We start from the raw sequence: 22,957 nt of genomic DNA, 5'->3' as shown, positions 1-22,957 counted from the left end.
CGCAGCCGAACTGGACGCGATCGGCTAGACGAGCAGTCGCCAGAGTCCGATCAGACCGAGAACGACGATGGCACTACGCAGGGCCGCCGGCGAGAGCCGGCGGCCGTAGCGTGCTCCGACGGCTCCACCGATCAGAGAGCCGACCGCGATCAGTCCAGCTGCCTGCCAACTGATGTCGTCGAATCGAAAGATCGTGTACGTCACCGCCGCAACGACATTGACGACCAGTGACAACAGATTCTTGGCGGCGTTCATCCGCTGCATGGTTTCGGGGAGCAGTGCCCCCATCACTCCGATGAGCAGAATTCCCTGTGCGGCAGTGAAATAGCCGCCGTAGATGCCGACCAGCAGAGTGCCTCCGGTGACCAACGCCATCCTGGTGCGACCGATGTGGTTCGCGGCCTTGCCCGCGGCCTCCGATCGACGCTTCGCCCAGGCCTGGATTCTCGGTTGTGCGACAACGAGGATCAGCGCGCCGATGAGCAACACCGGAACCACCGCGGCGAACACCGTTTCGGGCAGGTGCAGCAGCAGCCAGGCCCCGCCGAGTGCTCCGAAGAACGAGGCAGGCAACTGCCATCGCAGTCGATGCCACTGTCCGCGCAGCTCGCGGCGATAGCCCCACGTACCCGAGACACTTCCCGCGACCAGTCCCACCGCATTGGACATGGTGGCAACCACCGGGGGATAGCCGAATGCGACCAACGTCGGAAACGTGATCAACGTCCCGGAGCCGACGACGGCGTTGATGGCTCCGGCTCCGAACCCGGCGAGCAGGATGACGAGAATTTCCGATACCGGCACTGTTGGGAGGTTACCCAGGCAAAGGGTGGTATCCCGCGGCAGGATGCCGCTGGTTCCGTCTGGCCGTAGCCTGGAGCACGTGAGCCTTGCCCAGGATGAACGTTCCCAACTGGTCCAGACCCTTCTCGACGTGGGTCCCGATGCGCCGACGCTGTGCGGTGAGTGGACAGCGGCCGATCTGGCGGCGCATCTCGTCGTTCGGGAGCGACGCCTGGACGCCTCGCCGGGCATATTTCTGTCTCCGCTCGCGGGGTACACGGCGCGGGTTCAGCGATCCGTGGCGAACAAGCCGTTCGCCGCCGTGGTGGAGGACGTTCGGACCGGGCCGCCCATGTGGTCACCGTTCGCACTGCTGGACCCGTTGATCAACCTCGGTGAGATGTTCGTTCATCACGAGGATCTGCGCCGGGCAGGCGAGAATTGGACTCGGCGAGTGTTGCCCACCGCCGTGGAGACCCGACTGTGGACGCAGGTCCGTTTGGTGGGTCGGGGTGGTCATCGCTCGTCACCCGTACCGGTTCACGTACGCACACCCGATGGGCGACGGGCGACGTTCAAGGGCGGGTCCGGCCCCGGCGTGACCGTGGTGGGGGAGCCGTCGGAACTGTTGCTCTACGCATTCGGACGCGACCGGATCGAGGTTCTGTACGAGGGTTCGGCCGACGATGTCGCTGTCGTGAAGGCACTCGATCTGAGCTTCTGACACATTCGGCTCCGCTGTTACTGGTGTTGCGGATGGTTTCGACGGGGCTGTTGCGACTAGCCTGGGGGCATGGCAGGAAAGACCAGCACCTCCACCGCCAGGGCCGGGTCCAGTGGATCCGGCTCCTCGCGCGCGTCCGGCACCGCCCGTAAGTCCGGTGGCGGCCGCACCGCGCGCACCGTCACCACGCCCAAGAAGCCCACCGCGCCGCGCAACCCGGCGACCTCCCGTGCGAACGCATCCTCGCGCGGCAAGGGACCCGCCAGGGGTGCGTCGACGGCTCGGCGGCCTGCGGCGAAGAAGAAGTCACGCGGTGCTCTCGATGCGATCGGGCGGGGCATTGCGTCCACCTGGTCGATGGCCGCACGCGGAGTCGGTGCCACGACTCGGACGGTGAGCAAGGCCGCCGACATCGAGCACGGCCACCGCCGGGACGGTATCGCTCTCGGACTGATCGCCGTCAGCGTGGTCGTCGCCGCGAGTGTCTGGTTGAGCGCCGGGGGACCGGTCGGTGAATGGATAGAGGTGGGCATCCGCGCCGTCATCGGTGAAGCCGGCTACGTCGCGCCCGTGCTTGGTGTCGCGATCGCCGTTGTTCTGATGCGGTCCGAACCGCATCCCGAGGTACGACCGCGACTGGTCCTGGGCTCGATCCTGCTCGGTCTGCCGATCCTCGGACTGTGGCACATGGCCGCCGGTTCACCGACCGATGCCGCCGGCCGATCCGAGGGCGCAGGCTTCGTCGGCTACGTAGCGGGCGGACCCATCGCCGACGGCCTCACCGTGTGGCTGGCTGTGCCGCTGCTGCTGCTCGCCGGTCTGTTCGGAGTACTCCTGCTCACCGGCACCACCGTGCGCGACGTGCCGGATCGGATGCGAGCACTGTTCGGCACCGACAGTCGCGGTGACGAATACGACGAGTACGACCCGGCCGACTTCGGCTCCGAGTTCGGGGACGAGGGCTACGGCGACTACGACAGCAACTTCGACGCCGACGGCTACCCGGTCCACGGCAGCGCGGACCCGTACGACAACTACCCGACCGAGGAGTACATCCCGGTCACCAAGCCGCCCCGCGCGCGCAAGACCCCGCCACCCGAGGCGGCCACCGAGGTCATCGTGCCCGACGCGGCTGTCCCCGCACCTGCCCCCGAGCCGGTCGCGCCCCCACGGCCCAAGCCCAAGCCGATCGTCAAAGCGGCCGAACCGAAGCAGGCAGCCGAGGACGACAAGATCGTCGTCGATCGCGTCGTCGACGGCGATTACACGCTTCCGTCGCTGTCGCTGCTGATCGACGGTGATCCGCCCAAGACCCGCAGCCAGGCCAACGACGCCATGATCGAGGCGATCTCCGAGGTACTCGAACAGTTCAAGATCGATGCCGCGGTCACCGGTTTCACCCGCGGGCCCACGGTCACTCGCTACGAGGTGGAGCTCGGACCCGGCGTCAAGGTCGAGAAGATCACCGCGCTCGCACGCAACATCGCCTATGCCGTCGCCACCGACAACGTTCGCCTGCTCGCGCCGATCCCCGGGAAGTCCGCGGTCGGTATCGAGGTACCCAACTCGGACCGGGAGATGGTCCGCCTGGCGGACGTGCTGACCGCGCCGTCGACCCGCAAGGATCACCACCCGTTGGTGATCGGACTGGGCAAGGACATCGAGGGCGACTTCGTCAGTGCCAATCTCGCGAAGATGCCGCACTTGCTGGTGGCCGGATCCACCGGTTCCGGTAAGTCGAGCTTCGTGAACTCGATGCTTGTCTCACTGCTCGCACGGGCGACGCCGGACGAGGTTCGGATGATCCTGATCGACCCGAAGATGGTCGAGCTCACGCCTTACGAGGGCATTCCGCACCTGATCACTCCGATCATCACGCAGCCCAAGAAGGCCGCCGCGGCGTTGGCCTGGCTCGTCGAGGAGATGGAGCAGCGCTACCAGGACATGCAGATCAACAAGGTCCGCCACATCGACGACTTCAACAAGAAGGTGCGTTCCGGCGAGATCACCGCACCCCTCGGCAGCGAGCGCGTCTATCGGCCCTACCCCTACATCCTCGCGATCGTCGACGAGTTGGCCGACCTTATGATGACCGCTCCCCGCGACGTCGAGGAAGCGATCGTGCGGATCACACAGAAGGCACGTGCGGCCGGCATTCACCTGGTGCTCGCCACTCAGCGTCCGTCGGTCGACGTCGTCACCGGTCTGATCAAGACGAACGTGCCGTCGCGTCTGGCCTTCGCGACCTCGTCCCTGACCGACTCTCGCGTCATCCTGGATCAGCCGGGTGCGGAGAAGCTGATCGGTATGGGTGACGCGCTGTTCCTGCCGATGGGCGCGGGCAAGCCGACGCGTCTGCAGGGCGCGTTCATCACCGACGAGGAGATCTCTGCGGTCGTCGACTTCGCCAAGAATCAGGCGGAGCCGGAGTACAACGACACCGTCACCGCAGCGAAGGTCTCGGACAAGAAGGATGTCGACCCCGACATCGGCGACGACCTCGACGTGCTGTTGCAGGCGGTCGAGTTGGTCGTGACGAGTCAGTTCGGGTCGACGTCGATGTTGCAGCGGAAATTGAGAGTCGGATTCGCCAAGGCCGGTCGATTGATGGATCTGATGGAGAACCGCGGGGTGGTCGGCCCGAGCGAGGGATCGAAGGCCCGCGAGGTGCTCGTCAAGCCGGACGAGCTCGACGGTCTGCTGTGGTCGATCAAGGGCGGCGACCCGGACGAGCAGCCCGCGTCGGACGAGTTCTGAGCGCTCCCCGGTCCCGGGTGAATGGACCACTGCAGCCGTCTGGGCGGTGGAAGGGTCCATTCACCCGAACCGGGTGAGCGGGCCGATCAGGACGTGAAGGTCCCCATGACGGGCGTCCACTCGTGGAACGTCGCCGTCTCGATGAGGTTCTCCACCGCGAACGGGTCCTGGGCGAACAGTGTTTCGACGGTGGCGGCATCCGGTCCCTCGACCAGCAGCAGCGCTCCGCTGCCGTCGGCGTACGGTCCGCTCGACACCAGCGTCTTCCGGTCGAGCAGATCGGCCAGCCAGGCGCGATGTGCCGCGCGATGGGTGTCGCGTCCGTCCGTGGTGGCGGGGGAGTAGGTGTAAGTGACGGCGATCAGGGGCATGGAGCTCTCTTCCGGATTCGAGGATCGATACCGGGATTCTGTCAGAGTGAGAGCAGCATCCGCGTGTTGCCCAGAGTGTTCGGTTTGACGTAGCTAAGGTCCAGGAATTCGGCCACGCCGGTGTCGTACGACCGGCACATCTCCGCGTAGACCTCCGCCGTGACCGGGGTTCCGTCGATCTCGGCGAACCCGTGTCGGGAGAAGAAGTCCACCTCGAAGGTCAGCACGAACACCTTCTGCAGTGCCAGCTCACGAGCGACCTCGATCAGTTTTGCGACGATCAGGTGGCCTGCGCCGTGCCCCTTCGCCGCAGGATCGATGGCCACCGTGCGAACTTCGCCCAGATCGGCCCACAGCACGTGCAACGCACCGCAGCCGATGATCTCACCGTCACGTTCGGCGATCCAGAACTCCTGCACCGCCTCGTAGAGGGTGACGAGGTTCTTCTCGAGCAGGATGCGTCCTGCGTAGATGTCGATCAAACGTTTGATCTCGGGGATGTCGGAGGTCCTGGCTCGACGCACGACGAGGGTGCCGTCGTTCACGGAGCCACGGTCCGCGAGGTCGGAATGCACGTCGGATTCGGGGTCTGCGATGTCGCGACTCGCCCGATTCGGCCCAGAAGTCATGGGGTGAACAGTAGTCAGTCCCTCAACCGATAAACTTTCCGTGTGTCGCTTCTGCAGCTGTGTCCCCGTCTCGGCGGATCGGTGCTGCGCAACAGCGGACATACGAGCCGGTACGTCGTCGACGGCTCGCGGGTGTGCCGATGACCGGGCCGGTTGCGCCCGATCACGGCGTTCCGTCCAGCGGTGAGATTTCCGGCAACCGCGCCTCCGGACCGGCTGATGCTCCGCGCACGACGGGGCTGCCCCACAGCAACGCTGTCGCGGGCGGCCCGGACGAAGTGCCGTTGCTCAATATCGCGAACGTGCTCACGGTGCTCCGGATCGCACTGGTTCCGGTCTTTCTCGCAGCGCTGTTCGTCGGCGACGGCCACGACACGTCCTGGCGGCTGACCGCGACCGCGATCTTCGCCGCCGCTGCCATCACCGACCGGATCGACGGCCAGCTGGCCCGCAAGTACGGTCTCGTCACCGACTTCGGGAAAATGGCCGACCCCATCGCAGACAAGGCATTGATCGGCGCCGCGCTCGTCGGGCTGTCGATGTTGGGCGACCTGTCGTGGTGGGTGACGGTGATCATCGGAGTGCGAGAAATCGGCATCACCGCAGTGCGGTTCGCCGTCATCCGCCACGGCGTCATACCCGCAGGCCGCGGCGGCAAGGTCAAGACACTGGTGCAGACGTTCGCGATTGGGGTGTACCTGTGCCCGCTGCCGAGTGTCGTCGACCCGTTCGCCGTTGCCTTGATGGCGCTGGCGGTACTGCTCACCGTGTACACCGGCCTGGACTACGTGGTGCAGGCCGTTCGCCTGCGCCGAGGCGTGTCCTCGACGTGAATTGCTCCGACGTGACCTCTGCGGCGGCCGTGTCGCGCGCGGGCGAGCAGGATGAGGATTCGGCGGGATACAGTCTTGGAAGCCGTGTCGGAGCAGCTTCGGCACGTGTTGGAGTGAACGGGCATATAGGGTCGGGAACCAATCGGACCGGCTGGGACGTTGAACATCGTGACGGCTCCGGACGAACGAGATATGAACGTTGTCGTCCCGACGGCACAGTCGTCGGCACGAACACCAACGAGGAGGAGCGAGATGGCGCTGCTATTGCGTGAAGCACTCGGCGACAGTTTGCGGCGTACTCGCGTCGCACAGAGCCGAACCCTGCGTGAAGTCTCGAACACCGCACGCGTGAGCCTCGGATACCTTTCCGAGGTGGAACGCGGTCGCAAGGAGGCATCGAGCGAACTCCTCGCCGCGATCTGCGACGCACTCGCCGTCCCGCTCTCGGACGTCATGAGCGATGTCAGTGTGACGCTGTCCGACGCCTCCACCGCCGCAGCGCGGCTCGACGAGGCAGCGGTCGCCACCCGTATCGACGGCGATACTCGCGTCGTGATTCCGGCACCTGCTGCCAGAGCTCTCGCAGCCGCCTAAGATCGGAAAAGCAATCAGTTTCCACTCCTGACCCAGATCACGCACCCGACTTTCACAGCACGGACAGGTTCATTTCGGTCACTGCGAGAGCAGCCGACCCGTACGCGGCCACCGCGGCGCAACAGATGGAGGCAGGACCACCCCATGGCTAATCCTTTCGTCAAAGCCTGGAAGTACATGATGGCGCTCTTCAATTCCAAGATCGACGAGAAGGCCGACCCCAAAGTTCAGATTCAGCAGGCGATCGAGGACGCACAGCGCCAGCATCAGGCTCTGTCCCAGCAGGCCGCGTCCGTCATCGGTAATCAGCGCCAGCTCGAGATGAAGCTCAGCAGGCAGCTGGACGAGGTCGAGAAGCTCAATGCGAACGCTCGGCAAGCGGTGACGCTGGCCGATCAGGCCGCCACTGCGGGCGACATCGAGAAGGCCACGCAGTACACGAACGCCGCAGAGGCCTTCGCCGCGCAGCTGGTGACCGCCGAGCAGAGCGTCGAGGATCTCAAGGTCCTGCACGATCAGTCGCTGCAGGCGGCCACTCAGGCCAAGAAGGCCGTCGAGCAGAACGCCATGGCCCTGCAGTCGAAGGTCGCAGAACGTACCAAGCTGCTCAGCCAGCTCGAGCAGGCGAAGATGCAGGAGAAGGTTAGCGAATCCCTTCGGTCGATGGACAGCACCCTGTCCGCGCCCGGCAACACCCCGAGCCTCGACGCCGTGCGGGACAAGATCGAACGTCGCTACGCAGACGCCCTTGGATCGGCGGAGCTGGCTCAGAACTCGGTCTCCGGTCGCATGATGGAGGTCCAGCAGGCATCCGTGCAGATGGCGGGCCACAGCCGCCTCGAGCAGATCCGCGCTTCGATGGCAGGCGACTCGCTGCCGTCGGGCAATGCGGCGGCGAAGCCGTCGATTGCCAAGTCCCCGGACGCGACGCCCGAGCCCCCGGCTCAGGCGTAGATCGACCTGACGAACAACTCGGTCGTCCGACAGCAGCGCCGAGATGGGTAGAAGAGATCACGAATCCGGCCGGTCGCGTAAGCGGCCGGCCGTTTCGCTCGATCGAGAATCCGTGACCACCGCCGTCTCCGAGTCCGGTGCAGTGGTCAGATCTCTGGCGGAGTCCGCTCGAAGTGTCGGTACCTCGATCCTCGACGCCGCCGGCCGTCGGAAAGACCCCCGTGTCAAGCATCTGAAGAAGATTCGCCGTGCCAGACGACGCGGAATCAGGTTCGGTGCTGCGTCCACGACGACAGCGGTGGGAACCGCGGGGATGGCAGTGCTGTCGGCTCCGGAGTGGACTCTGTTCGTGGGCGGCGGTAGTGCTGCCCTCATGGCGGTACCGGCGGCATTCGCGGTGACGCGGTTGCGGCGTCTTCGCGCCCAACCGGTCCCCGTCGGCCTGCCCACCAAGCGCGTGTCGCCGCAGCGCGGATCCGCCGCGTACGAGTCGATGGCCCGACTGGCCGGTGCCGAGCAGAGTCTGTTCGAGCTGCTGGGGATCCTCGCGAGGTCCGAGACGATCGGTACCGACGACGTCGAGGAGATGATCGGGGTTACTTCCGATGCGGCCCGCGGTCTCGAAGGAGTTGCTGTCGACATCGCTGCTCTGGAACGTGCGGGGGCGGCGAGCGCTGTGACCCGCGAGCACCTCCGCGGCGCAATAGCCTCGGCGGCAGCCGAACTCGCGACCGGGGTCGATCAGTACGAGCAGCTCGTCGCCGCGGCCGCGCGGATGACCGGACCGGCCGGACCGGCGTCGACGACGGTCGTGGAATCGCACCGACGTGAGCTGTTGTCGGCGACGGATCGACTGCAGGGATGGGCCGAGGCACTCACCGAAATCGATCAGATCCGGTCGCGGCACCGCTGAGACAATTCAGGGTTCACCCCGATGTGTTCGTCGCGGCCGGATGCCAGGATCGACGTACGCGATACGACACGGTGCGCGGCGACACGGTAGGAGCACTCATGTTCTGGAAGATTCTGGGATTCATCGTTCTGATCTGGATTGCGCTCGCGCTTCTGGGCAGCATCATCAAGGGTCTGTTCTGGCTGGTGGTGGCAGGCGCGATCGTGATGGGATTGGTGTGGCTGTACAAGGCGATCGCCTCCGACAACGATCGCTCGTCGCTGAAGTTCTGACGCCGATGCGCCGTTCCGTCACCCGAGAGCAGCAGAGCCCTGCTCGACGAACACCCGAAGGGCCCGCGGTACGCAGCGTGCCGTGACGGGTAGTTCCGCGACACGTTCCCCGTCGGCGTAGGCGACGATTCCGTCGCACCGCAAGGTGACCTGCGTCGAGGTGTACGTGTCGACCTCCGGTAAGTCGATGTGTGTTCCCCGATAGAGAGTCGGCGACAGTCCGAGCAGGCGCGTCCGACTCGCCCCGCGAACGACGGTGACATCGAGCAGACCGTCGTCCACTCGCGCGGCAGGGCACACGGCCATGCCGCCTCCGTAACTCCTGCCGTTTCCGACCGCGACCAGGGTGGCATCGAGTCGAAGTTCGGCATCGTCGAGTTCTATGACGTACGGGAGCTTCGTGAGTGACGCCAGCTGTAGCACCATGGCCGCGTTGTACCGGAGAGGTCCGCGCGGCCAGCGCAGTCGCTTGGCCCTCTCGGTGACCAGCGAGTCGAAACCACTGGACAGGACGGTGGTGAACCACCGTTCGCCGATCCGTCCGAGATCGATTGCGCGCGTGACGTTGTCGGCGACGATGTCGGCTGCGTGGGCAGCGTCGTCGCGAGGTAGGCCCAGAGTTCGGGCCAGGTCGTTGCCGGTGCCTGCCGGGATCAGGCCCATCGGAACGTCGGTGCCGGCGAGTACTTGAACGACGAGATTGACGAGCCCGTCGCCGCCGACGGCGACCACGGCGTCCGTACCGCTGCCGACGGCCTTCTCGAGCAATGACAATGCATCCCCGGGCGTGCGGCCTTCGATGGTCGTGACGTGAAGTTCTCGCTCCCGCAAGCGCGCCACGGCGCAGCGCCCGGCGTGGCCCGCGCGACCACCGCCGGCCATCGGATTGGTCAACACCGTCACCGATCGGGTCATGGTCGCAACGATTCGTCGATCACATCGATCAGCTTGCCAGGGTCGACGGTTCCCGTGGTGGTGACCGAGGCGATTCGCAGCGGTATGCCTCCGGCGTACGTTGTGCGGGCGTGTGGCCGGTGATTTCGGGGCCGAAGGTGCGTGTAACCGTGAGGTACTGTAACGAAAGAGACTGTTATTGCTGGAAATACAGTCCTTTTGTCCGAACTACGAAGGGTGGCACGTGATCGAGCAGCCGGTGTCGAGTCCTGCCTCGTCCGAGCCCCTGCAGTCGCCGTCCCGAACAGAAGCTCCCGAGAAGTCGGTCGAAGACGCCGTTCTCGACGCGGCCCGGTCCTGCATCCTCGAACACGGCGTCAAGCGCACCACCTTGGCCGAAATTGCGCGCCGCGCCAAGGTCAGCAGGCCCACCGTGTACCGGAGATGGGCCGACACGCGAGCTGTGGTGTCGAGCCTGCTCACTCGTGAGATCGGTGCCCTGATTCCGAGTTTCGACGCCACCGCGTCGGCTCGCGATCAGATCGTCACTGCCGTGGGTGAAGTGGCCGACCGCATTCGACTCCATCCGTTGTTCGTGAAGATTCTGCGTTCCGATTCCGACGTGCTGGCCACATACATTCTTCATCGACTCGGAACCAGTCAGTCGTTGATCATCGACGCGTTGTCTTCTCTGGTCGTTGCCGGACAACGTGATCGCTCGATTCGCGCAGGGGATCCCACCACGCTGGCCACGCTGGTGCTACTGATGGTGCAGTCCGCGGTGCAGTCCGCGGAGATGGTGTCCGAGCGCGTCTCGGGGACCGAGGTGACGCGTCAGATGGCGTACGCAGTGGACAGTTACCTGCGGCCCGAGAGTGCGTGAACGAGTCTGCGTCGACCGCTATGCGGGACCGAGTGCACATTTCGCCGCTCGGGTTCGGGCCGGCTCTCCCGACCTGATCCCGGCACCCGTCGAGCGGTAGGGCTCGAGTGTGGCACGCTGGGTTCGTGCGAGTAGCAGTGGTGGCCGGGCCCGATCCGGGGCATGCCTTTCCGGCGATCGCGCTGTCCCTGCTCTTCCGCGCGGCAGGCGACGAACCGATCCTCTTCACCGGTAGCCGCTGGGTGCCCGACGCGCACGCAGCGGGGCTGCGGGCGTTTCCGCTGGGTGGTCTTGCGCCGCGGCCGGAGGACGACGATCTCGACGCCGGACAACGTATCCATTCACGGGCGGCGTTCGTCTCGACCGAGTTGCTGCCCGACCTCGAGCGGGAGAACGTCGATCTCGTCGTGTCCGACATCCTGACCGCAGGGGGCGGCATGGCCGCGGAGCGGCTCGGGATCACCTGGGTGGAGCTCTCGCCCCATCCACTGTATTCGCCCTCGAAAGGGTTGCCTCCCATCGGAAGTGGCCTGGCTCCGGGTACCGGGGTTCGCGGCAGGTTGCGCGATACCGTGATGCGCGCGTTGACGGCACGCTCGATCGCTCAGGGACGAGCTCAGCGGTCCAGCGCACGGACGAGCATCGGGCTGCCTGCCGAGGATCCGGGCCCGGCTGCTCGGCTCGTCGCCACCATTCCTGCGCTCGAGGTGCGCCGTCCCGACTGGCCGGAGGACGCCCACGTGGTCGGCCCGCTGCTGTGGGAACCGACGGACGACCTGCTCGACACTCCGGACGGCACGTCACCGCTGGTGATGGTCGCGCCGTCGACAGCCTTCACCGGGGCGGAGGGAATGCTCGAGATGGCGCTGAAAGGGTTGGACGGCAGGGGAGTTCGGGTGGTGGCGTCCGTTCTCGACGGAGTTCCCGCCGTACTCCCGAACTGGGCGAACGCCGGCTTGGGCCGCCAGGACGAACTGCTGCGTCATGCCGATGTGGTGGTGTGCGGTGGTGGGCACGGAATGCTGGCCAAGGCGCTCATGCACGGCGTTCCGGTGGTGACCGTCCCGGGCGGTGGCGATCAGTGGGAGCTGGCCAATCGCGCCGCACGGCAGGGGAGCGCCGTCATCGTACGACCCCCGACGCCGACCTCGATCGCCGACGCGGTGGCCACCGTACTGTCCGATCCGCGCTTCGCCCGGGCGGCGGCGACGGCGGCGGACGGGGCGCAGTCCGTCGAGGATCCCGTGTCCGTCTGTCATCGGGTGCTCGACCGCAGCACTCCACGGCGCGGACGTTAGGGTTGTCGTTGTGCGTCTGACCGAATTTCGTGAACTGCTCACCGAGGAGTTCGGCTCCGTTCGTGGCGATTCGCTGCTGACCGATCACGTGCTGTCCGGTATCGGCCGAACCGGAGCGCAGGCCATCGAGGACGGCGTCGATCCACGGGAAGTGTGGCGGTCGATCTGCTACGAGTTCGATGTACCGAGAGAACGCTGGTAGTTCCCCAGGTCCGGTCGATCCTCTCGGCGTGTCGATTGCTGCGGTAGTTGACTCGAACACGTGTTCCCCTATGCTTGGGTCAACGGTTGCCGGTCGGTGTCGAGAAACTTCTTGTCGGTACCCCGATCTAGCGTTACCGACGACAAAGCTGATCGACACGACACAGCTGAACGACACGACACAGGGAGCTCACGATGGCTGCATACGATCGCGACAAAGCGCTCGATCTCGCACTCGCGCAGATCGACAAGAACTTCGGCAAGGGTTCGGTGATGCGCCTCGGTGACGAGGTCCGCCAGCCCATTGCCGTCATCCCCACGGGATCGATCGCGCTCGATGTGGCACTCGGCATCGGAGGGTTGCCGCGTGGACGTGTCATCGAGGTCTACGGTCCGGAATCCTCGGGTAAGACCACCGTCGCCCTGCATGCGGTGGCCAGTGCTCAGCGAGCAGGCGGCATCGCGGCCTTCATCGACGCCGAGCACGCCCTGGATCCGGACTACGCCAAGAAGCTCGGTGTCGACACCGATGCATTGCTCGTGTCGCAGCCCGATACCGGTGAACAGGCTCTCGAGATCGCCGACATGCTGATCCGTTCGGGTGCACTCGACATCCTCGTGATCGACTCCGTGGCGGCACTGGTACCGCGCGCCGAGATCGAGGGCGAGATGGGCGACAGTCACGTCGGTCTGCAGGCCCGCCTGATGAGCCAGGCGTTGCGCAAGATCACCGGCGCGATGAGCAACTCCGGTACCACCGTGATCTTCATCAACCAGCTGCGCGAGAAGATCGGCGTCATGTTCGGCTCTCCCGAAACCACCACCGGTGGTAAGGCATTGAAGTTCTATGCCTCGGTTCGCCTCGACATCCGCCGCATCGAGACCCTGAAGGACGGAACCGACGCCATCGGTAACCGCACCCGGGTCAAGGTGGTCAAGAACAAGGTTGCGCCGCCGTTCAAGCAGGCCGAGTTCGACATCATCTACGGCAAGGGCATCAGCCGCGAGGGCTCGTTGATCGACATGGGCGTCGAGCACGGCTTCATCCGCAAGTCGGGTTCGTGGTTCACCTACGAGGGTGACCAGCTCGGTCAGGGCAAGGAGAACGCCCGCAAGTTCATGCTCGAGAACCCCGACGTGCGGGACGAGATCGAGAAGAAGATCATGGAGAAGCTGCAGATCGGCGCGGACGTCACCGCGGAGGAGCCTGCAGCCGCTCCGGTGGACTTCTAACCTGTTGTCGCCGTGCAGCAGCGAGACGAGAGTGGCGGCACCGAGGCGCAGGCGAAAGATGTCTGCCTTCGGTTGCTGACCGACCGAGCGCGTAGCAGGCACGAACTCGAAGCAAATCTTGCGAAGAAGGGCTTCACTGCCGAGATCGCGAACGCCGTTCTCGACCGGCTCGAAAAGGCAAAGCTTGTCGACGACGAGTCCTTCGCGCAGCAATGGGTTCAATCCCGGCACAAGTACTCGGGCAAGGGTAAACGCGCACTGAGTATGGAGCTCCGCAACAAGGGAGTCAGTAACGAACTCGCTCTGCACGCACTGGATACGATCGATGCCGACGACGAACGTCAGCGCGCAGCCGAGCTGGTACGCAAGCGATTTCGCACACTGCAAATGCCGGACTCGAGTGGGCCGGATGCCCGCGCCGAGCGTGACAAGGTTGTCCGAAAATTGGTCGGTATGCTCGCGCGCCGCGGCTACTCGCAGGGCATGGCGTTCGCGGTGGTCAAGGAGCAACTCGACCGCGCAGGTGCCGACACCGAAGGCTTCGACGGCCCAGACTCGATGTGATCGTCCACCTCGAGTAGTAGCCGTCGAGAAACAGTAAGGCCCGCAACACCATCGGTGTTGCGGGCCTTACTCGTTGCCGGCGATGGCGATCAGGCTGCCTGACCACCATCGAGAGCGGGAACCACGTCGGTCGCGCCGGCTTTGCGCTTACGCGAACGCAAACGACGTTCGACCACGGTGGCCAGCTTCGTCAACGCGGAGTTGATGATGATCATGATGACGGCGACGATGATCAGCGAGGGGAGGTAGTTGCTGTAGAACGCGCCTACCTGCTGACCGGAACGGACCACTTCGACGTACCCGATGACGTAACCGAGCGCCGAGTCCTTCAACGCCACAACCATCTGCGAAATGATCGCCGGAAGCATGGCGGTGACGGCCTGGGGGAGCAGAACCAGAAGCATGACCTGGCTCTTGCGCATTCCCAGCGCGGATGCAGCTTCCCGCTGCCCCTTGGGCAGTGAATTGACTCCCGCGCGAACGATTTCGGCGATGACCGATCCGTTGTACAGCGTCAGGCCGGTGACCACGGCCGCCAACGCCAGGTACTTGACCTTGAAGACCTCGTAATCGGCGTAGACCGCGTACAGGAAGATCATCAGAATCAGTACGGGTACTGCGCGGAACACCTCGACGATCGCGCCGCTGACGATCCGTACCGCGCGATGATCCGAGAGGCGGCCGATACCGAGGACGGCACCGAGGATCAGTGCGAACACGATCGAGAGCGCCGCTGCAACCAGCGTGCCCTGGATTCCGGGGATCAGATACGTGGTCCACGTGGTCGATTCGAGGAACGGATCCCACTTCTCGGCGGTCAACTGACCTTTGGAGTCGAGTGCTCGGTAGATGAGGAACGCGACGCCCAGCGAGACGACGGCAACGACCCCGGTCAGGATCCGGTAGCGCAGTACCGCTTTCGGGCCCGGAACGTCGTAGAGAACTGCTACTGCATCACTCATCATGACACCGCCAATCGCTTGCTGATGTAGCCGAACAGCAACCCGGTCGGGAGCGTCAGGATCATGAAACCGAGCGCGAAGATGCCGCCGACCACGAAGATCGCGGCCTCGTTCTCGATCATGTTCTTCATCAGGAACGACGCCTCGGCGACGCCGATGACCGATGCGATCGTCGTGTTCTTCGTCAGTGCGATCACGACACTGCCGAGCGGTCCGACCACGGCGCGGAACGCCTGTGGCAGAACGACGATGGAGATGTTCTGGGTGAACGTCATACCCAGTGAGCGGCCGGCCTCGGCCTGACCGACGGGGACCGTGTTGATTCCCGATCGCAGAGATTCTGCGACGAACGACGCGGTGTAGACACTCAGACCGAGGATTGCCAGACGGAAGTTGTTGTCGTCGAGGAAGGTCGAGGACGATTCCGACGCGAGCGAGACACCCATGGTCTGGTACAGGCCGAACGAGGTGAACAGGATGATCAGGGTCAACGGGGTGTTACGGAAGATGGTGACGTACGTCGCGGCGATGCCACGCGCGATCGGGATGGGAGACACCCGCATCGCGGCAATGATCGTTCCGATGACCAGCGCGCCGACGAGGGATGCCAAAGTCAGGTAGATGGTCGAGAGAAACGCGTCGATCAATTGATCGCCGTACTTGCTCAATAGGTTCACGGTGCTTGTTGATCCTCACGGCTCGGCGAGATCCAACCGTCGTGTTCCGCGCGCACGCGCTCGCGGAACACGACGAGAGGGTCGATCAGTAGCGGTCGACGGTGGGCGGGGTCGGCAGCGGGTAGCCCGATGCGCCCACCGTGTCGTTGAAGGCCTGCTCCCATGCACCGCTCGACACCATCTCCTCGATGGCGTCGTTGATCTGGTTACGTCCTTCGGTGTCGTCCTTGTTCAGGCCGATGCCGTAGTTCTCCGTGGTGAACGGCTCACCGACCACCTTGAACTGTCCGGGGGACTGAGCGGCGTAGCCGGCGAGGATGATGTCGTCGGTGGTCACCGCATCGACGGTGCCGTTGCGCAGCGCCTCGACGCACGCGGAGTACGTGTCGAACGGCTGCAGCTGCACGCCGGGGTACTCGTCGGCGATGTTCTGGGCCGGGGTGGAACCGGTGACCGAGCAGAGTCGCTTGCCGTCGTTGAGCGAATCGGCACCGGTGATGTCGGTGTTGTCCTCACGAACGAGCAACGACTGTCCCGCCACGAAGTACGGGCCGGCGAAACCGACCTTTTCCTTGCGGGTGTCGGTGATGGAGTAGGTGGCGACGATGTAGTCGACCTCGCCGTTCTCGATCAGAGTCTCGCGCTGCGCCGAGGGGGACTCCTTGAACTCGATGTTGGCCTCGTCGACACCGAGCTTGCCGGCGACGTACTTGGCCACCTCGACGTCGAAGCCGCTGAACGTGCCGTCGGGATTGCGCAGACCGAGACCGGGCTGGTCGAACTTGATGCCGACGATGAGGTTGCCGGACTCGGCGCTGCTCGAGATGGTGCGAGCTTCCTCTCCGCCGCCGCAGGCGGTGGCGACGATGGACAGAGCGGCGATGGCGACACCGAAGCGAAGCGGTCGGGTGATTCTCACAGTGAATGTCCTTAGGGATCGGTTCGGGTATTCGGGGTGAACGGTGAAGCGGGTCAGTGACCGAGGATCTTGCCGAGGAAGTCCTTGGCACGCTCGGACTTGGGCGACTTGAAGAAGGTCTCGGGATCGGTGTCCTCGACGACGGCTCCGTCGGCCATGAAGATGACGCGGTCGCCGGCCTTGCGGGCGAAGCCCATCTCGTGGGTGACGACGAGCATCGTCATGCCCTCCTTGGCGAGCGAGGTCATGACGTCGAGTACCTCGTTGACCATCTCGGGGTCGAGGGCCGAGGTCGGCTCGTCGAACAACATCACCTTGGGGTTCATGGCGAGAGATCGCGCGATGGCGACACGCTGCTGCTGACCACCGGAGAGCTGAGCGGGGTACTTGTCGGCCTGGTTGGCGATTCCCACGCGTTCGAGCAGAGCCAAGGCGCTCTTCTCGGCCTCGTCCTTCTTCTGCTTGCGTACCTTCATGGGCGCGAGCATGACGTTCTGCAGGATCGTCTTGTGCGCGAACAGGTTGAACGACTGGAACACCATGCCCACGTCGGCGCGCAGGGCCGCAAGGGCCTTGCCTTCCGCGGGAAGTAGATCTCCGTCGACCTCGATGGCACCGGAATCGATCGGCTCCAAGCGGTTGATCGTCCGGCACAGAGTCGACTTGCCCGAGCCGGAGGGGCCGACGACGATGACGACCTGACCGGCCGGCACTTCCAGGTTGATGTCCTTGAGGACGTGCAGATCACCGAAATGTTTGTCGACGGATTTGAGCGAGATCATCGAGGGCGCGCCCGGCGGGGGTGTCGATGCCGGCGCGTCGGTGGCGTGCGTCATAAGTCGAAACCCTATGCGTAGTTTCCTCGCCGACCGGTGTTTTCGCCCGTCATCTTCGATTATGTAATGGAAACTTTACTGTTGCCCCGCATCGGCCCTGCACAGTCTGTGGTGGAGCCCGCGACCCCGGCGGGCCGGTCGGTGCGATGGACGTACCCTGGAGGGGTGCAAACGAGTGTTTTTCCGACCGTGGACGTGGCCGATCACGGGAGTACCGATCCCGTCCCGGTGACGGACCCGTCGGCGTCGGTTCCCCGCAGCTACGAAGTGCGTACGCACGGATGCCAGATGAACGTCCACGATTCCGAGCGGTTGTCCGGGCTGCTCGAGGAAGCGGGCTACGTTCCGGCCGACGCAGGCACCGACGCAGATCTCGTCGTCTTCAACACCTGCGCGGTGCGCGAGAACGCCGACAACAAGCTGTACGGCAACCTCGGCATGTTGCGGCCCGCGAAGACGCGAAACCCCAACATGCAGATCGCGGTCGGTGGTTGCCTGGCGCAGAAGGATCGCAGCACCGTCGTCGAGAAGGCTCCGTGGGTCGACGTGGTCTTCGGAACCCACAACATCGGGTCGTTGCCGGTGTTGCTCGAGCGCGCCCGGCACAACGAACGGGCACAGGTCGAGATTCTCGAATCCCTCGAGGCCTTCCCGTCGACCCTGCCGGCGAAACGCGAATCGACATACGCGGGCTGGGTCTCGATCTCGGTGGGCTGCAACAACACCTGCACGTTCTGCATCGTCCCGGCCCTGCGCGGCAAGGAGATCGACCGCAGGCCGGGCGACATCCTCGCCGAGGTACAGGCTTTGGTGGATCAGGGTGTACTCGAGGTGACGCTGCTCGGCCAGAACGTCAATGCGTACGGTGCCTCGTTCGCCGATCCGGACATGCCTCGCGACCGCGGCGCGTTCGCGTCGCTGCTGGCCGCATGCGGCTCGATCGAGGGTCTCGAGCGAGTGCGGTTCACCTCTCCGCACCCGGCCGAGTTCACCGACGACGTCATCGAGGCGATGGCGTCCACCCCGAACATCTGTCCCACCCTGCACATGCCGCTGCAATCCGGATCGGATCGCATCCTCAAGGCGATGCGCAGGTCCTACCGGCAGAGCAAGTTCCTGGGCATCATCGACAAGGTGCGCGCGGTCATGCCACACGCGGCCATCACCACCGACATCATCGTCGGCTTCCCCGGTGAGACCGATGAGGACTTCGAGCAGACGCTCGACGTGGTTCGGCGGGCGAAGTTCGCCAATGCCTACACCTTCCAGTACTCGAAGCGGCCGGGAACGCCTGCCGCCGAGATGCCCGATCAGATCCCCAAAGAGGTTGTGCAAGAACGGTATCTGCGATTGATCGCTCTGCAGGAAGAGATCGTTCTCGCTGCCAACCGAGAGTTGATCGGTACCGAGGTCGAACTACTCGTCGCCACCGGTGAAGGTCGCAAGAACGCCGCGACGCATCGGATGAGCGGGCGAGCCAGGGACGGCCGACTCGTGCATTTCGCAGTCGACGCCGATCGCGTGAGCGAGATCCGCCCGGGCGACGTCGTCACCACCACGCTGACGGCCGCTGCGCCGTACCACCTCATCGCCGACGCCGGCGTGCTCACGCATCGCCGTACGGCAGCAGGAGACGCCCACGAACGCGGTGTGATGCCCAAGACGGCACCGATCGGCGTCGGCCTCGGACTTCCCTCGATCGGCGCACCGGCGCCGCTACCGGTAGAGACAGGATGCACCGCATGACAGACACAGACGGACCCGATCGCGTCGTACCCTCTCGATCCGCCGAGGAACTCGGGCGAACGGAGAGGGCGGTCATGACGGAACTGGACCCGGGAGCGCGGGCCATGGTCGTGGCCGGGCTGGTGCTGGTCCTGTTGGTCACGTTCGCGTTGCCGCACACCGGATCGGCCAGCGGATTCGACGTGCTCACGGGTGGAGAAGCCGCAGTTGCCGAGTCCATCGCGCTGCCGTCACGCGTCTTCGTCGTGCTGGTGCTGACGTTCGGCGTGGTGATGTCGGTGCTCGCGCTCGTCACCCGTATCTGGGCGTTGGCGTGGGCCGCCCTCGCGGGATGTGCGGTGTCGTCGGTGTACGGGATGCTCTCGATCTGGACGCGGCAGACCGTGCCGGACAACCTGCAGGGTGCCGGACCGGGAATCGGACTGATCATCGCGTGGATCGCCGTCATCGCGTTGACGTTCCATTGGCTCAAGGCCGTGTGGAACAAGACGAACGCCCAGCTCGCGGCCCAGGAGCAGCGACGCATCGCCGCCGCGTCGGGCGAACAGAAGCTGCGCCTGTGGGACGGCCACTCGGCCCCGTAGGTCCGATCGGCCGCCCCCGGTCAGGAGTGCCGGTCGATCACAACTCGTCGACGGCGCTCTCTGCTGCGTCGGCCCACTCGCGCCACTGCTGCGCCTGCGCGAGCGCACGCTCGGCATCCTTGGTCTTGCCTGCTGCGGTCGCCTTGGCGGCCTGATCCTCGAACTGAGCCACCCGCTCGCGGAACTGGGCGGCGCGGGCGACGGCCTCGGGATCCGAACGACGCCACTGGGCCTCCACCGCGTCGTGGACGGACTTCTCGATCGCCCTCAGCTTGCCCTCGAGTTCCTGCATCTTCTCGCGCGGAACCTTGCCGATGGCATCCCACTTGTCCTGCAGGTCGCGCAGTGCCGAACGGGCGGCATCGAGGTCCTTGCTCGGATCTATGTGTGTCTTGGCCAGCAGGGCTTCCTTGGCCTCGGCGTTGGCCTCGAACTCGGCGTCCCGCTCGGAGGCCGCGGCGTTGCGGGCAGCGAAGAACACGTCCTGTGCGGCCTTGAAGTTCTTCCACAGCGCGTCGTCGGCATCGCGTGGGGCACGGCCGGATGCCTTCCATTCCACCAGCAGATCGCGGAACGCTGCTGCGGTGGGTCCCCAGTCCGTGGACGACGACAAGGCTCTGGCCCGCTCGACCAGTTCTTCCTTGCGAGTCTTGGCCGCACCGCGCTCACGATCGAGATCGGCGAAATGGGCACCGCGGCGACGGTTGAAGTTCTCCCGTGCCTTGGAGTACCGCTTCCACAGGGCATCGTCGATCTTGCGGTCGACCCCGCGGATCGTCTTCCACTCGTCGAGGATCTCTCGCAGCCGATCGCCCGCGTGCTTCCACTGGGTCGATTCGCTACCGATCTGCTCGGCTTCGACGGCGAGGGCTTCCTTGCGCGCGGTGTGCTCGGCGCGTTCGAGCTCCCTTTCGTGTTTGGCCACCGCTGCTGCGGCGTCCGAATGCTCGACGACCGCGTCGAGTCGCCTGGCGAGCAGATCGAGGTCGCCGATCACAGCAGCGGTCGGCAGGCTCTCCAACAACGCGGACGCTGCGGCCTTGGTCTTCTTGGCATCGCCGGTACCGGAGGTCAATCGAGCTTCGAGCAGAGCGACCTCGGTGGCCAGATCGTCGTAGCGCCGACCGAAATGGGCGAGTCCTTCCGCCGCGTCTCCTGCCTGCCAGGACCCGATCTGCCGCTCACCGTCGGCGGTGGTCACCCATGCGGTGCCGTCGTCGTCGACTCTGCCGAACTTGCTGGGGTCGCTCGCAGGCGCGACCGTCGGGATCGCGGTCGGGACGTGGGAGGGGGTCGGGTGGGGCTTGGCACCGGCCGAACCGCCGGGACGAGGAGAGCCGGGACCCGGGCCGCCGGGCCTGGGTCCTCCACCGGGCTTCGGTCCACCGCCGGGCTTGGGTCCACCGCCGGGCTTGGGTCCGCCGTGGTTCGCTGCACCGGGCGCGGTCGCACCGGGGGTCTGGGCGGGTGCATCCGAGGATGCAGCCTCGGGGGTGGTGGGAGTGCCGGCGTTCGGGTCGGTCATTGTTCCTCATCTCTGCCGCGCGTCACGGCTGCCTTCAATCGCGATCTGGACACCATTGAACTAGGTGACGACCGATCGGACCATTGAAACAGCTCAGACGACTCGAGGTGGACTCGTCGGGGCAAGTCGCGCCACCGACTAGCGTGGTACTCGTGTTTCGTGCCGCGGCCCTGGTGCCCTCTCCACCGTTGCTGGTCCCCGAACTGATGGGCGCGGGGGCGGCCCGGACAGCCGATCTGCGGACCGCCGCCGTCGACGCGACCACCCATCTGGCGTCGACGGTCGACCGCTGGATCGCCGTCGGCGTCGACCGCGTGTCGTCCACCTACGGAACGGCCACCGTCGGCACGTTCCGGGGCTTCGGAGTCGACGTGGTGGTGAGCCTGTCCGGCGGCGCAGCGCACTCTGCGGCAGATCCGGACCTGCCGCTGGCGGTTCTGATCGCCGGGTGGCTGCGCGGGGTGGCAGCGCCCGACGCTGCGGTCGAGGTCCGCACGATCGCGGCCGATGCGAGCCCAGGGTCGTGCGCCGAGTTCGGCGAGCAGCTGCGCCGAGAGTTCGACGCCTCGGCGGAGACCTGGGGCGTTCTGCTGCTGGCAGACGGGGCTAACACACTGACTCCGAAGGCACCCGGATCGTTCGACGAGCGCGCCGAGGCGGTCCAGCGCAGTATCGACGATGCCCTCGCGAGCGCCGACGTCGATGCATTGGCGGATCTGGATCCGGACCTGTGCGCTTCGCTCGGTGTGGGCGGCAGAGCGGCGTGGCAGGTGCTGGCGGCACTCGCTGGAGCCGATGCGACAACGACGACAGAGCTCTACCGAGGTGCGCCCTTCGGGGTCGGATACTTCGTGGGGACCTGGGCTCGTGACTGACGGGGCGAGCGATTCGGCCACGACACCGGTCGCGGTCATCGGGCCGACTGCCACAGGAAAGTCCGATCTGGCTCTCGATCTGGCCGAGGAACTCGGCGGCGAAATCGTCAACATCGACGCGATGCAGCAGTACCGGGGGATGGACATCGGGACCGCGAAAGTGCCCGTCGCGCAGCGGCGCGGGATTGCGCACCACCAACTCGATGTGCTCGAGGTCACCGACATCGCTACCGTCGCCCGCTACCAGGAGGCTGCGGTCGCCGACGTCGAGGACATTCGATCGCGGGGTTCGCGGCCGATCATCGTCGGCGGATCGATGATGTACGTGCAGTCGTTGCTCGACGAGTGGGCGTTTCCGGCTACCGACCCCGTCGTTCGAGCGAAATGGGAAGCAGTCCTCGAGCGCGACGGCGTCGAGGAGATCCATCGCGTGTTGACGGCCGCCGATCCCGAGGCTGCCGCGTCGATCCTGCCCACCGATGGCAGGCGCATGGTCCGAGCGCTCGAGGTGGTGGAGCTGACCGGGCAGCCGTTCGCGGCATCGGCCCCGAAGATCGGTGCACCTCGCTGGGGCACGGTGGTGTTGGGAGTCGACCGCGACACTGCCGAACTGGACGAGCGGATCGCCGAGCGCACTCGGCTGATGTTCGAGACCGGATTGCTCGACGAAGTGGAAGGGCTGCTCGCCCTGGGGCTGCGTGAGGGCGTCACCGCGTCGCGGGCGATCGGGTACGCGCAGGCTCTCGACGTGCTGGCGGGGGACTACGACGTCGAGCACGCACGCGAACGGACGTTCATCGGAACCCGACGCTACGTACGACGCCAGCGATCCTGGTTTCGTCGCGACGAACGCGTCCGGTGGCTTGACGGCACCTCGCCGACGCTGACCTCGGACGCGCTGTCCGCGATCGACCCCTCCTAGCCGTACGC

The 22,957-nt window shown here is 65.5% G+C and carries 25 protein-coding genes; 16 read left to right on the top strand and 9 right to left on the bottom strand.

Translation table 11 applies throughout. The annotated features are described in order from the left end of the window. Positions 1-24 precede the first annotated feature (24 nt). Complete coding sequence (locus tag CH276_RS17445; protein ID WP_094631732.1) at positions 25-804, bottom strand: sulfite exporter TauE/SafE family protein; 780 nt, start codon at positions 802-804, stop codon at positions 25-27. Positions 805-883: 79 nt separating this feature from the next. On the opposite strand from CH276_RS17445, the gene CH276_RS17440 reads away from it, so the two are divergent. Then, on the top strand, positions 884-1,507 hold the full coding sequence (locus CH276_RS17440) for a TIGR03085 family metal-binding protein (RefSeq protein WP_032397881.1): 624 nt from the start codon (positions 884-886) through the stop codon (positions 1,505-1,507). Positions 1,508-1,576: 69 nt separating this feature from the next. Further along, on the top strand, positions 1,577-4,264 hold the full coding sequence (locus CH276_RS17435; protein WP_176459295.1) for a DNA translocase FtsK: 2,688 nt from the start codon (positions 1,577-1,579) through the stop codon (positions 4,262-4,264). 86 nt (positions 4,265-4,350) lie between these two features. Here CH276_RS17435 and CH276_RS17430 read toward each other — a convergent pair whose 3' ends face one another. Together CH276_RS17430 and CH276_RS17425 are read right to left on the bottom strand one after the other, a co-directional pair. After that, on the bottom strand, positions 4,351-4,635 hold the full coding sequence (locus tag CH276_RS17430; RefSeq protein ID WP_045195454.1) for a YciI family protein: 285 nt from the start codon (positions 4,633-4,635) through the stop codon (positions 4,351-4,353). A 41-nt stretch (positions 4,636-4,676) separates the two neighbouring features. After that, positions 4,677-5,264 (bottom strand): amino-acid N-acetyltransferase, encoded by a 588-nt coding sequence (locus tag CH276_RS17425; RefSeq protein WP_094631731.1) that lies wholly within the window; start codon positions 5,262-5,264, stop codon positions 4,677-4,679. Positions 5,265-5,404: 140 nt separating this feature from the next. On the opposite strand from CH276_RS17425, the gene pgsA reads away from it, so the two are divergent. The 5 genes from pgsA (at position 5,405) to CH276_RS28530 (ending at position 8,830) form a co-directional block, all read left to right on the top strand. After that, positions 5,405-6,097 (top strand): CDP-diacylglycerol--glycerol-3-phosphate 3-phosphatidyltransferase, encoded by a 693-nt coding sequence (pgsA, locus tag CH276_RS17420; RefSeq protein ID WP_373453525.1) that lies wholly within the window; start codon positions 5,405-5,407, stop codon positions 6,095-6,097. Between the two features lie 252 nt (positions 6,098-6,349). Beyond that, positions 6,350-6,691, top strand: a complete 342-nt coding sequence (locus CH276_RS17415; protein ID WP_032397883.1) for a helix-turn-helix domain-containing protein — start codon at positions 6,350-6,352, stop codon at positions 6,689-6,691. 144 nt (positions 6,692-6,835) lie between these two features. Continuing rightward, a complete protein-coding gene (locus CH276_RS17410) occupies positions 6,836-7,645 on the top strand; it encodes a PspA/IM30 family protein (protein WP_037189526.1) in 810 nt (269 codons plus the stop codon). Positions 7,646-7,757: 112 nt separating this feature from the next. After that, positions 7,758-8,558: a phage shock envelope stress response protein PspM gene (gene pspM, locus CH276_RS17405; protein ID WP_179272752.1), complete on the top strand. Its 801-nt coding sequence runs from the start codon at positions 7,758-7,760 to the stop codon at positions 8,556-8,558. 98 nt (positions 8,559-8,656) lie between these two features. After that, positions 8,657-8,830, top strand: coding sequence for a hypothetical protein (locus CH276_RS28530; RefSeq protein ID WP_032398397.1), 174 nt, complete (start codon positions 8,657-8,659; stop codon positions 8,828-8,830). A gap of 18 nt (positions 8,831-8,848) precedes the next feature. Here the strand turns inward: CH276_RS28530 and CH276_RS17395 are convergent, their stop codons facing one another. Continuing rightward, positions 8,849-9,745, bottom strand: coding sequence for a diacylglycerol kinase (locus CH276_RS17395; RefSeq protein WP_094631730.1), 897 nt, complete (start codon positions 9,743-9,745; stop codon positions 8,849-8,851). A 265-nt stretch (positions 9,746-10,010) separates the two neighbouring features. On the opposite strand from CH276_RS17395, the gene CH276_RS17390 reads away from it, so the two are divergent. From CH276_RS17390 to CH276_RS17370, 5 genes are all read left to right on the top strand, one after another. After that, on the top strand, positions 10,011-10,607 hold the full coding sequence (locus tag CH276_RS17390; RefSeq protein ID WP_045199841.1) for a TetR/AcrR family transcriptional regulator: 597 nt from the start codon (positions 10,011-10,013) through the stop codon (positions 10,605-10,607). Positions 10,608-10,732: 125 nt separating this feature from the next. After that, on the top strand, positions 10,733-11,905 hold the full coding sequence (locus tag CH276_RS17385) for a glycosyltransferase (RefSeq protein ID WP_176459294.1): 1,173 nt from the start codon (positions 10,733-10,735) through the stop codon (positions 11,903-11,905). A 10-nt stretch (positions 11,906-11,915) separates the two neighbouring features. Then, positions 11,916-12,107, top strand: a complete 192-nt coding sequence (locus CH276_RS17380; protein WP_032397886.1) for a DUF3046 domain-containing protein — start codon at positions 11,916-11,918, stop codon at positions 12,105-12,107. A gap of 194 nt (positions 12,108-12,301) precedes the next feature. Further along, the gene (gene recA, locus CH276_RS17375; RefSeq protein WP_008716921.1) at positions 12,302-13,339 is read left to right on the top strand and encodes a recombinase RecA; all 1,038 of its coding nucleotides are present in this window, start codon (positions 12,302-12,304) and stop codon (positions 13,337-13,339) included. 12 nt (positions 13,340-13,351) lie between these two features. Next, entirely contained in the window at positions 13,352-13,903 is a 552-nt protein-coding gene (locus CH276_RS17370) for a regulatory protein RecX (protein ID WP_094631729.1), read from the top strand. A gap of 89 nt (positions 13,904-13,992) precedes the next feature. On the opposite strand, the gene CH276_RS17365 is transcribed toward CH276_RS17370, so the two are convergent. From CH276_RS17365 to CH276_RS17350, 4 genes are all read right to left on the bottom strand, one after another. Then, positions 13,993-14,865 (bottom strand): amino acid ABC transporter permease, encoded by an 873-nt coding sequence (locus CH276_RS17365; protein ID WP_032397888.1) that lies wholly within the window; start codon positions 14,863-14,865, stop codon positions 13,993-13,995. After that, positions 14,865-15,542 carry an amino acid ABC transporter permease gene (locus tag CH276_RS17360; protein ID WP_032377154.1) on the bottom strand — a complete coding sequence of 226 codons (678 nt, stop codon included), beginning with the start codon at positions 15,540-15,542 and terminating at the stop codon, positions 14,865-14,867. The genes CH276_RS17365 and CH276_RS17360 overlap by 1 nt, the downstream gene beginning before the upstream one ends. An 85-nt stretch (positions 15,543-15,627) precedes the next feature. Beyond that, positions 15,628-16,461, bottom strand: coding sequence for a glutamate ABC transporter substrate-binding protein (locus CH276_RS17355; protein ID WP_045195442.1), 834 nt, complete (start codon positions 16,459-16,461; stop codon positions 15,628-15,630). A gap of 53 nt (positions 16,462-16,514) precedes the next feature. After that, positions 16,515-17,243, bottom strand: a complete 729-nt coding sequence (locus CH276_RS17350) for an amino acid ABC transporter ATP-binding protein (protein ID WP_170944851.1) — start codon at positions 17,241-17,243, stop codon at positions 16,515-16,517. Between the two features lie 282 nt (positions 17,244-17,525). Between CH276_RS17350 and miaB the strand changes: the two genes are divergently transcribed. Beyond that, positions 17,526-19,043, top strand: a complete 1,518-nt coding sequence (gene miaB, locus CH276_RS17345; protein WP_094631816.1) for a tRNA (N6-isopentenyl adenosine(37)-C2)-methylthiotransferase MiaB — start codon at positions 17,526-17,528, stop codon at positions 19,041-19,043. Next, positions 19,040-19,627 (top strand): Rv2732c family membrane protein, encoded by a 588-nt coding sequence (locus CH276_RS17340; protein ID WP_032398401.1) that lies wholly within the window; start codon positions 19,040-19,042, stop codon positions 19,625-19,627. Before miaB ends, CH276_RS17340 begins: the two co-directional genes overlap by 4 nt. Before the next feature lie 37 nt (positions 19,628-19,664). Here the strand turns inward: CH276_RS17340 and CH276_RS17335 are convergent, their stop codons facing one another. Then, entirely contained in the window at positions 19,665-21,152 is a 1,488-nt protein-coding gene (locus CH276_RS17335; RefSeq protein WP_094648042.1) for a DUF349 domain-containing protein, read from the bottom strand. A 152-nt stretch (positions 21,153-21,304) separates the two neighbouring features. Between CH276_RS17335 and CH276_RS17330 the strand changes: the two genes are divergently transcribed. Together CH276_RS17330 and miaA are read left to right on the top strand one after the other, a co-directional pair. Then, positions 21,305-22,027 carry a class III extradiol dioxygenase subunit B-like domain-containing protein gene (locus CH276_RS17330; RefSeq protein ID WP_176459293.1) on the top strand — a complete coding sequence of 241 codons (723 nt, stop codon included), beginning with the start codon at positions 21,305-21,307 and terminating at the stop codon, positions 22,025-22,027. Next, positions 22,020-22,949, top strand: coding sequence for a tRNA (adenosine(37)-N6)-dimethylallyltransferase MiaA (gene miaA / locus CH276_RS17325; protein ID WP_094630084.1), 930 nt, complete (start codon positions 22,020-22,022; stop codon positions 22,947-22,949). Before CH276_RS17330 ends, miaA begins: the two co-directional genes overlap by 8 nt. Positions 22,950-22,957: the final 8 nt, after the last annotated feature.

The organism is Rhodococcus sp. 06-470-2, assembly GCF_002258235.1.
Lineage (GTDB): Bacteria > Actinomycetota > Actinomycetes > Mycobacteriales > Mycobacteriaceae > Rhodococcoides.
The sequence above is the reverse complement of the archived record's forward strand: the minus strand, read 5'-3'. Positions and strand labels throughout refer to the sequence as shown.

Coding starts and splice junctions, on each gene's coding strand:
- CH276_RS17435 (WP_176459295.1), top strand. CDS start 1,577: ATGGCAGGAAAGACCAGCACCTCCACCGCCAGGGCCGGGTCCAGTGGA.
- CH276_RS17430 (WP_045195454.1), bottom strand. CDS start 4,635: ATGCCCCTGATCGCCGTCACTTACACCTACTCCCCCGCCACCACGGAC.
- CH276_RS17425 (WP_094631731.1), bottom strand. CDS start 5,264: ATGACTTCTGGGCCGAATCGGGCGAGTCGCGACATCGCAGACCCCGAA.
- pgsA (WP_373453525.1), top strand. CDS start 5,405: ATGACCGGGCCGGTTGCGCCCGATCACGGCGTTCCGTCCAGCGGTGAG.
- CH276_RS17415 (WP_032397883.1), top strand. CDS start 6,350: ATGGCGCTGCTATTGCGTGAAGCACTCGGCGACAGTTTGCGGCGTACT.
- CH276_RS17410 (WP_037189526.1), top strand. CDS start 6,836: ATGGCTAATCCTTTCGTCAAAGCCTGGAAGTACATGATGGCGCTCTTC.
- CH276_RS28530 (WP_032398397.1), top strand. CDS start 8,657: ATGTTCTGGAAGATTCTGGGATTCATCGTTCTGATCTGGATTGCGCTC.
- CH276_RS17395 (WP_094631730.1), bottom strand. CDS start 9,745: ATGACCCGATCGGTGACGGTGTTGACCAATCCGATGGCCGGCGGTGGT.
- recA (WP_008716921.1), top strand. CDS start 12,302: ATGGCTGCATACGATCGCGACAAAGCGCTCGATCTCGCACTCGCGCAG.
- CH276_RS17365 (WP_032397888.1), bottom strand. CDS start 14,865: ATGAGTGATGCAGTAGCAGTTCTCTACGACGTTCCGGGCCCGAAAGCG.
- CH276_RS17350 (WP_170944851.1), bottom strand. CDS start 17,243: ATGATCTCGCTCAAATCCGTCGACAAACATTTCGGTGATCTGCACGTC.
- CH276_RS17340 (WP_032398401.1), top strand. CDS start 19,040: ATGACAGACACAGACGGACCCGATCGCGTCGTACCCTCTCGATCCGCC.
- CH276_RS17335 (WP_094648042.1), bottom strand. CDS start 21,152: ATGACCGACCCGAACGCCGGCACTCCCACCACCCCCGAGGCTGCATCC.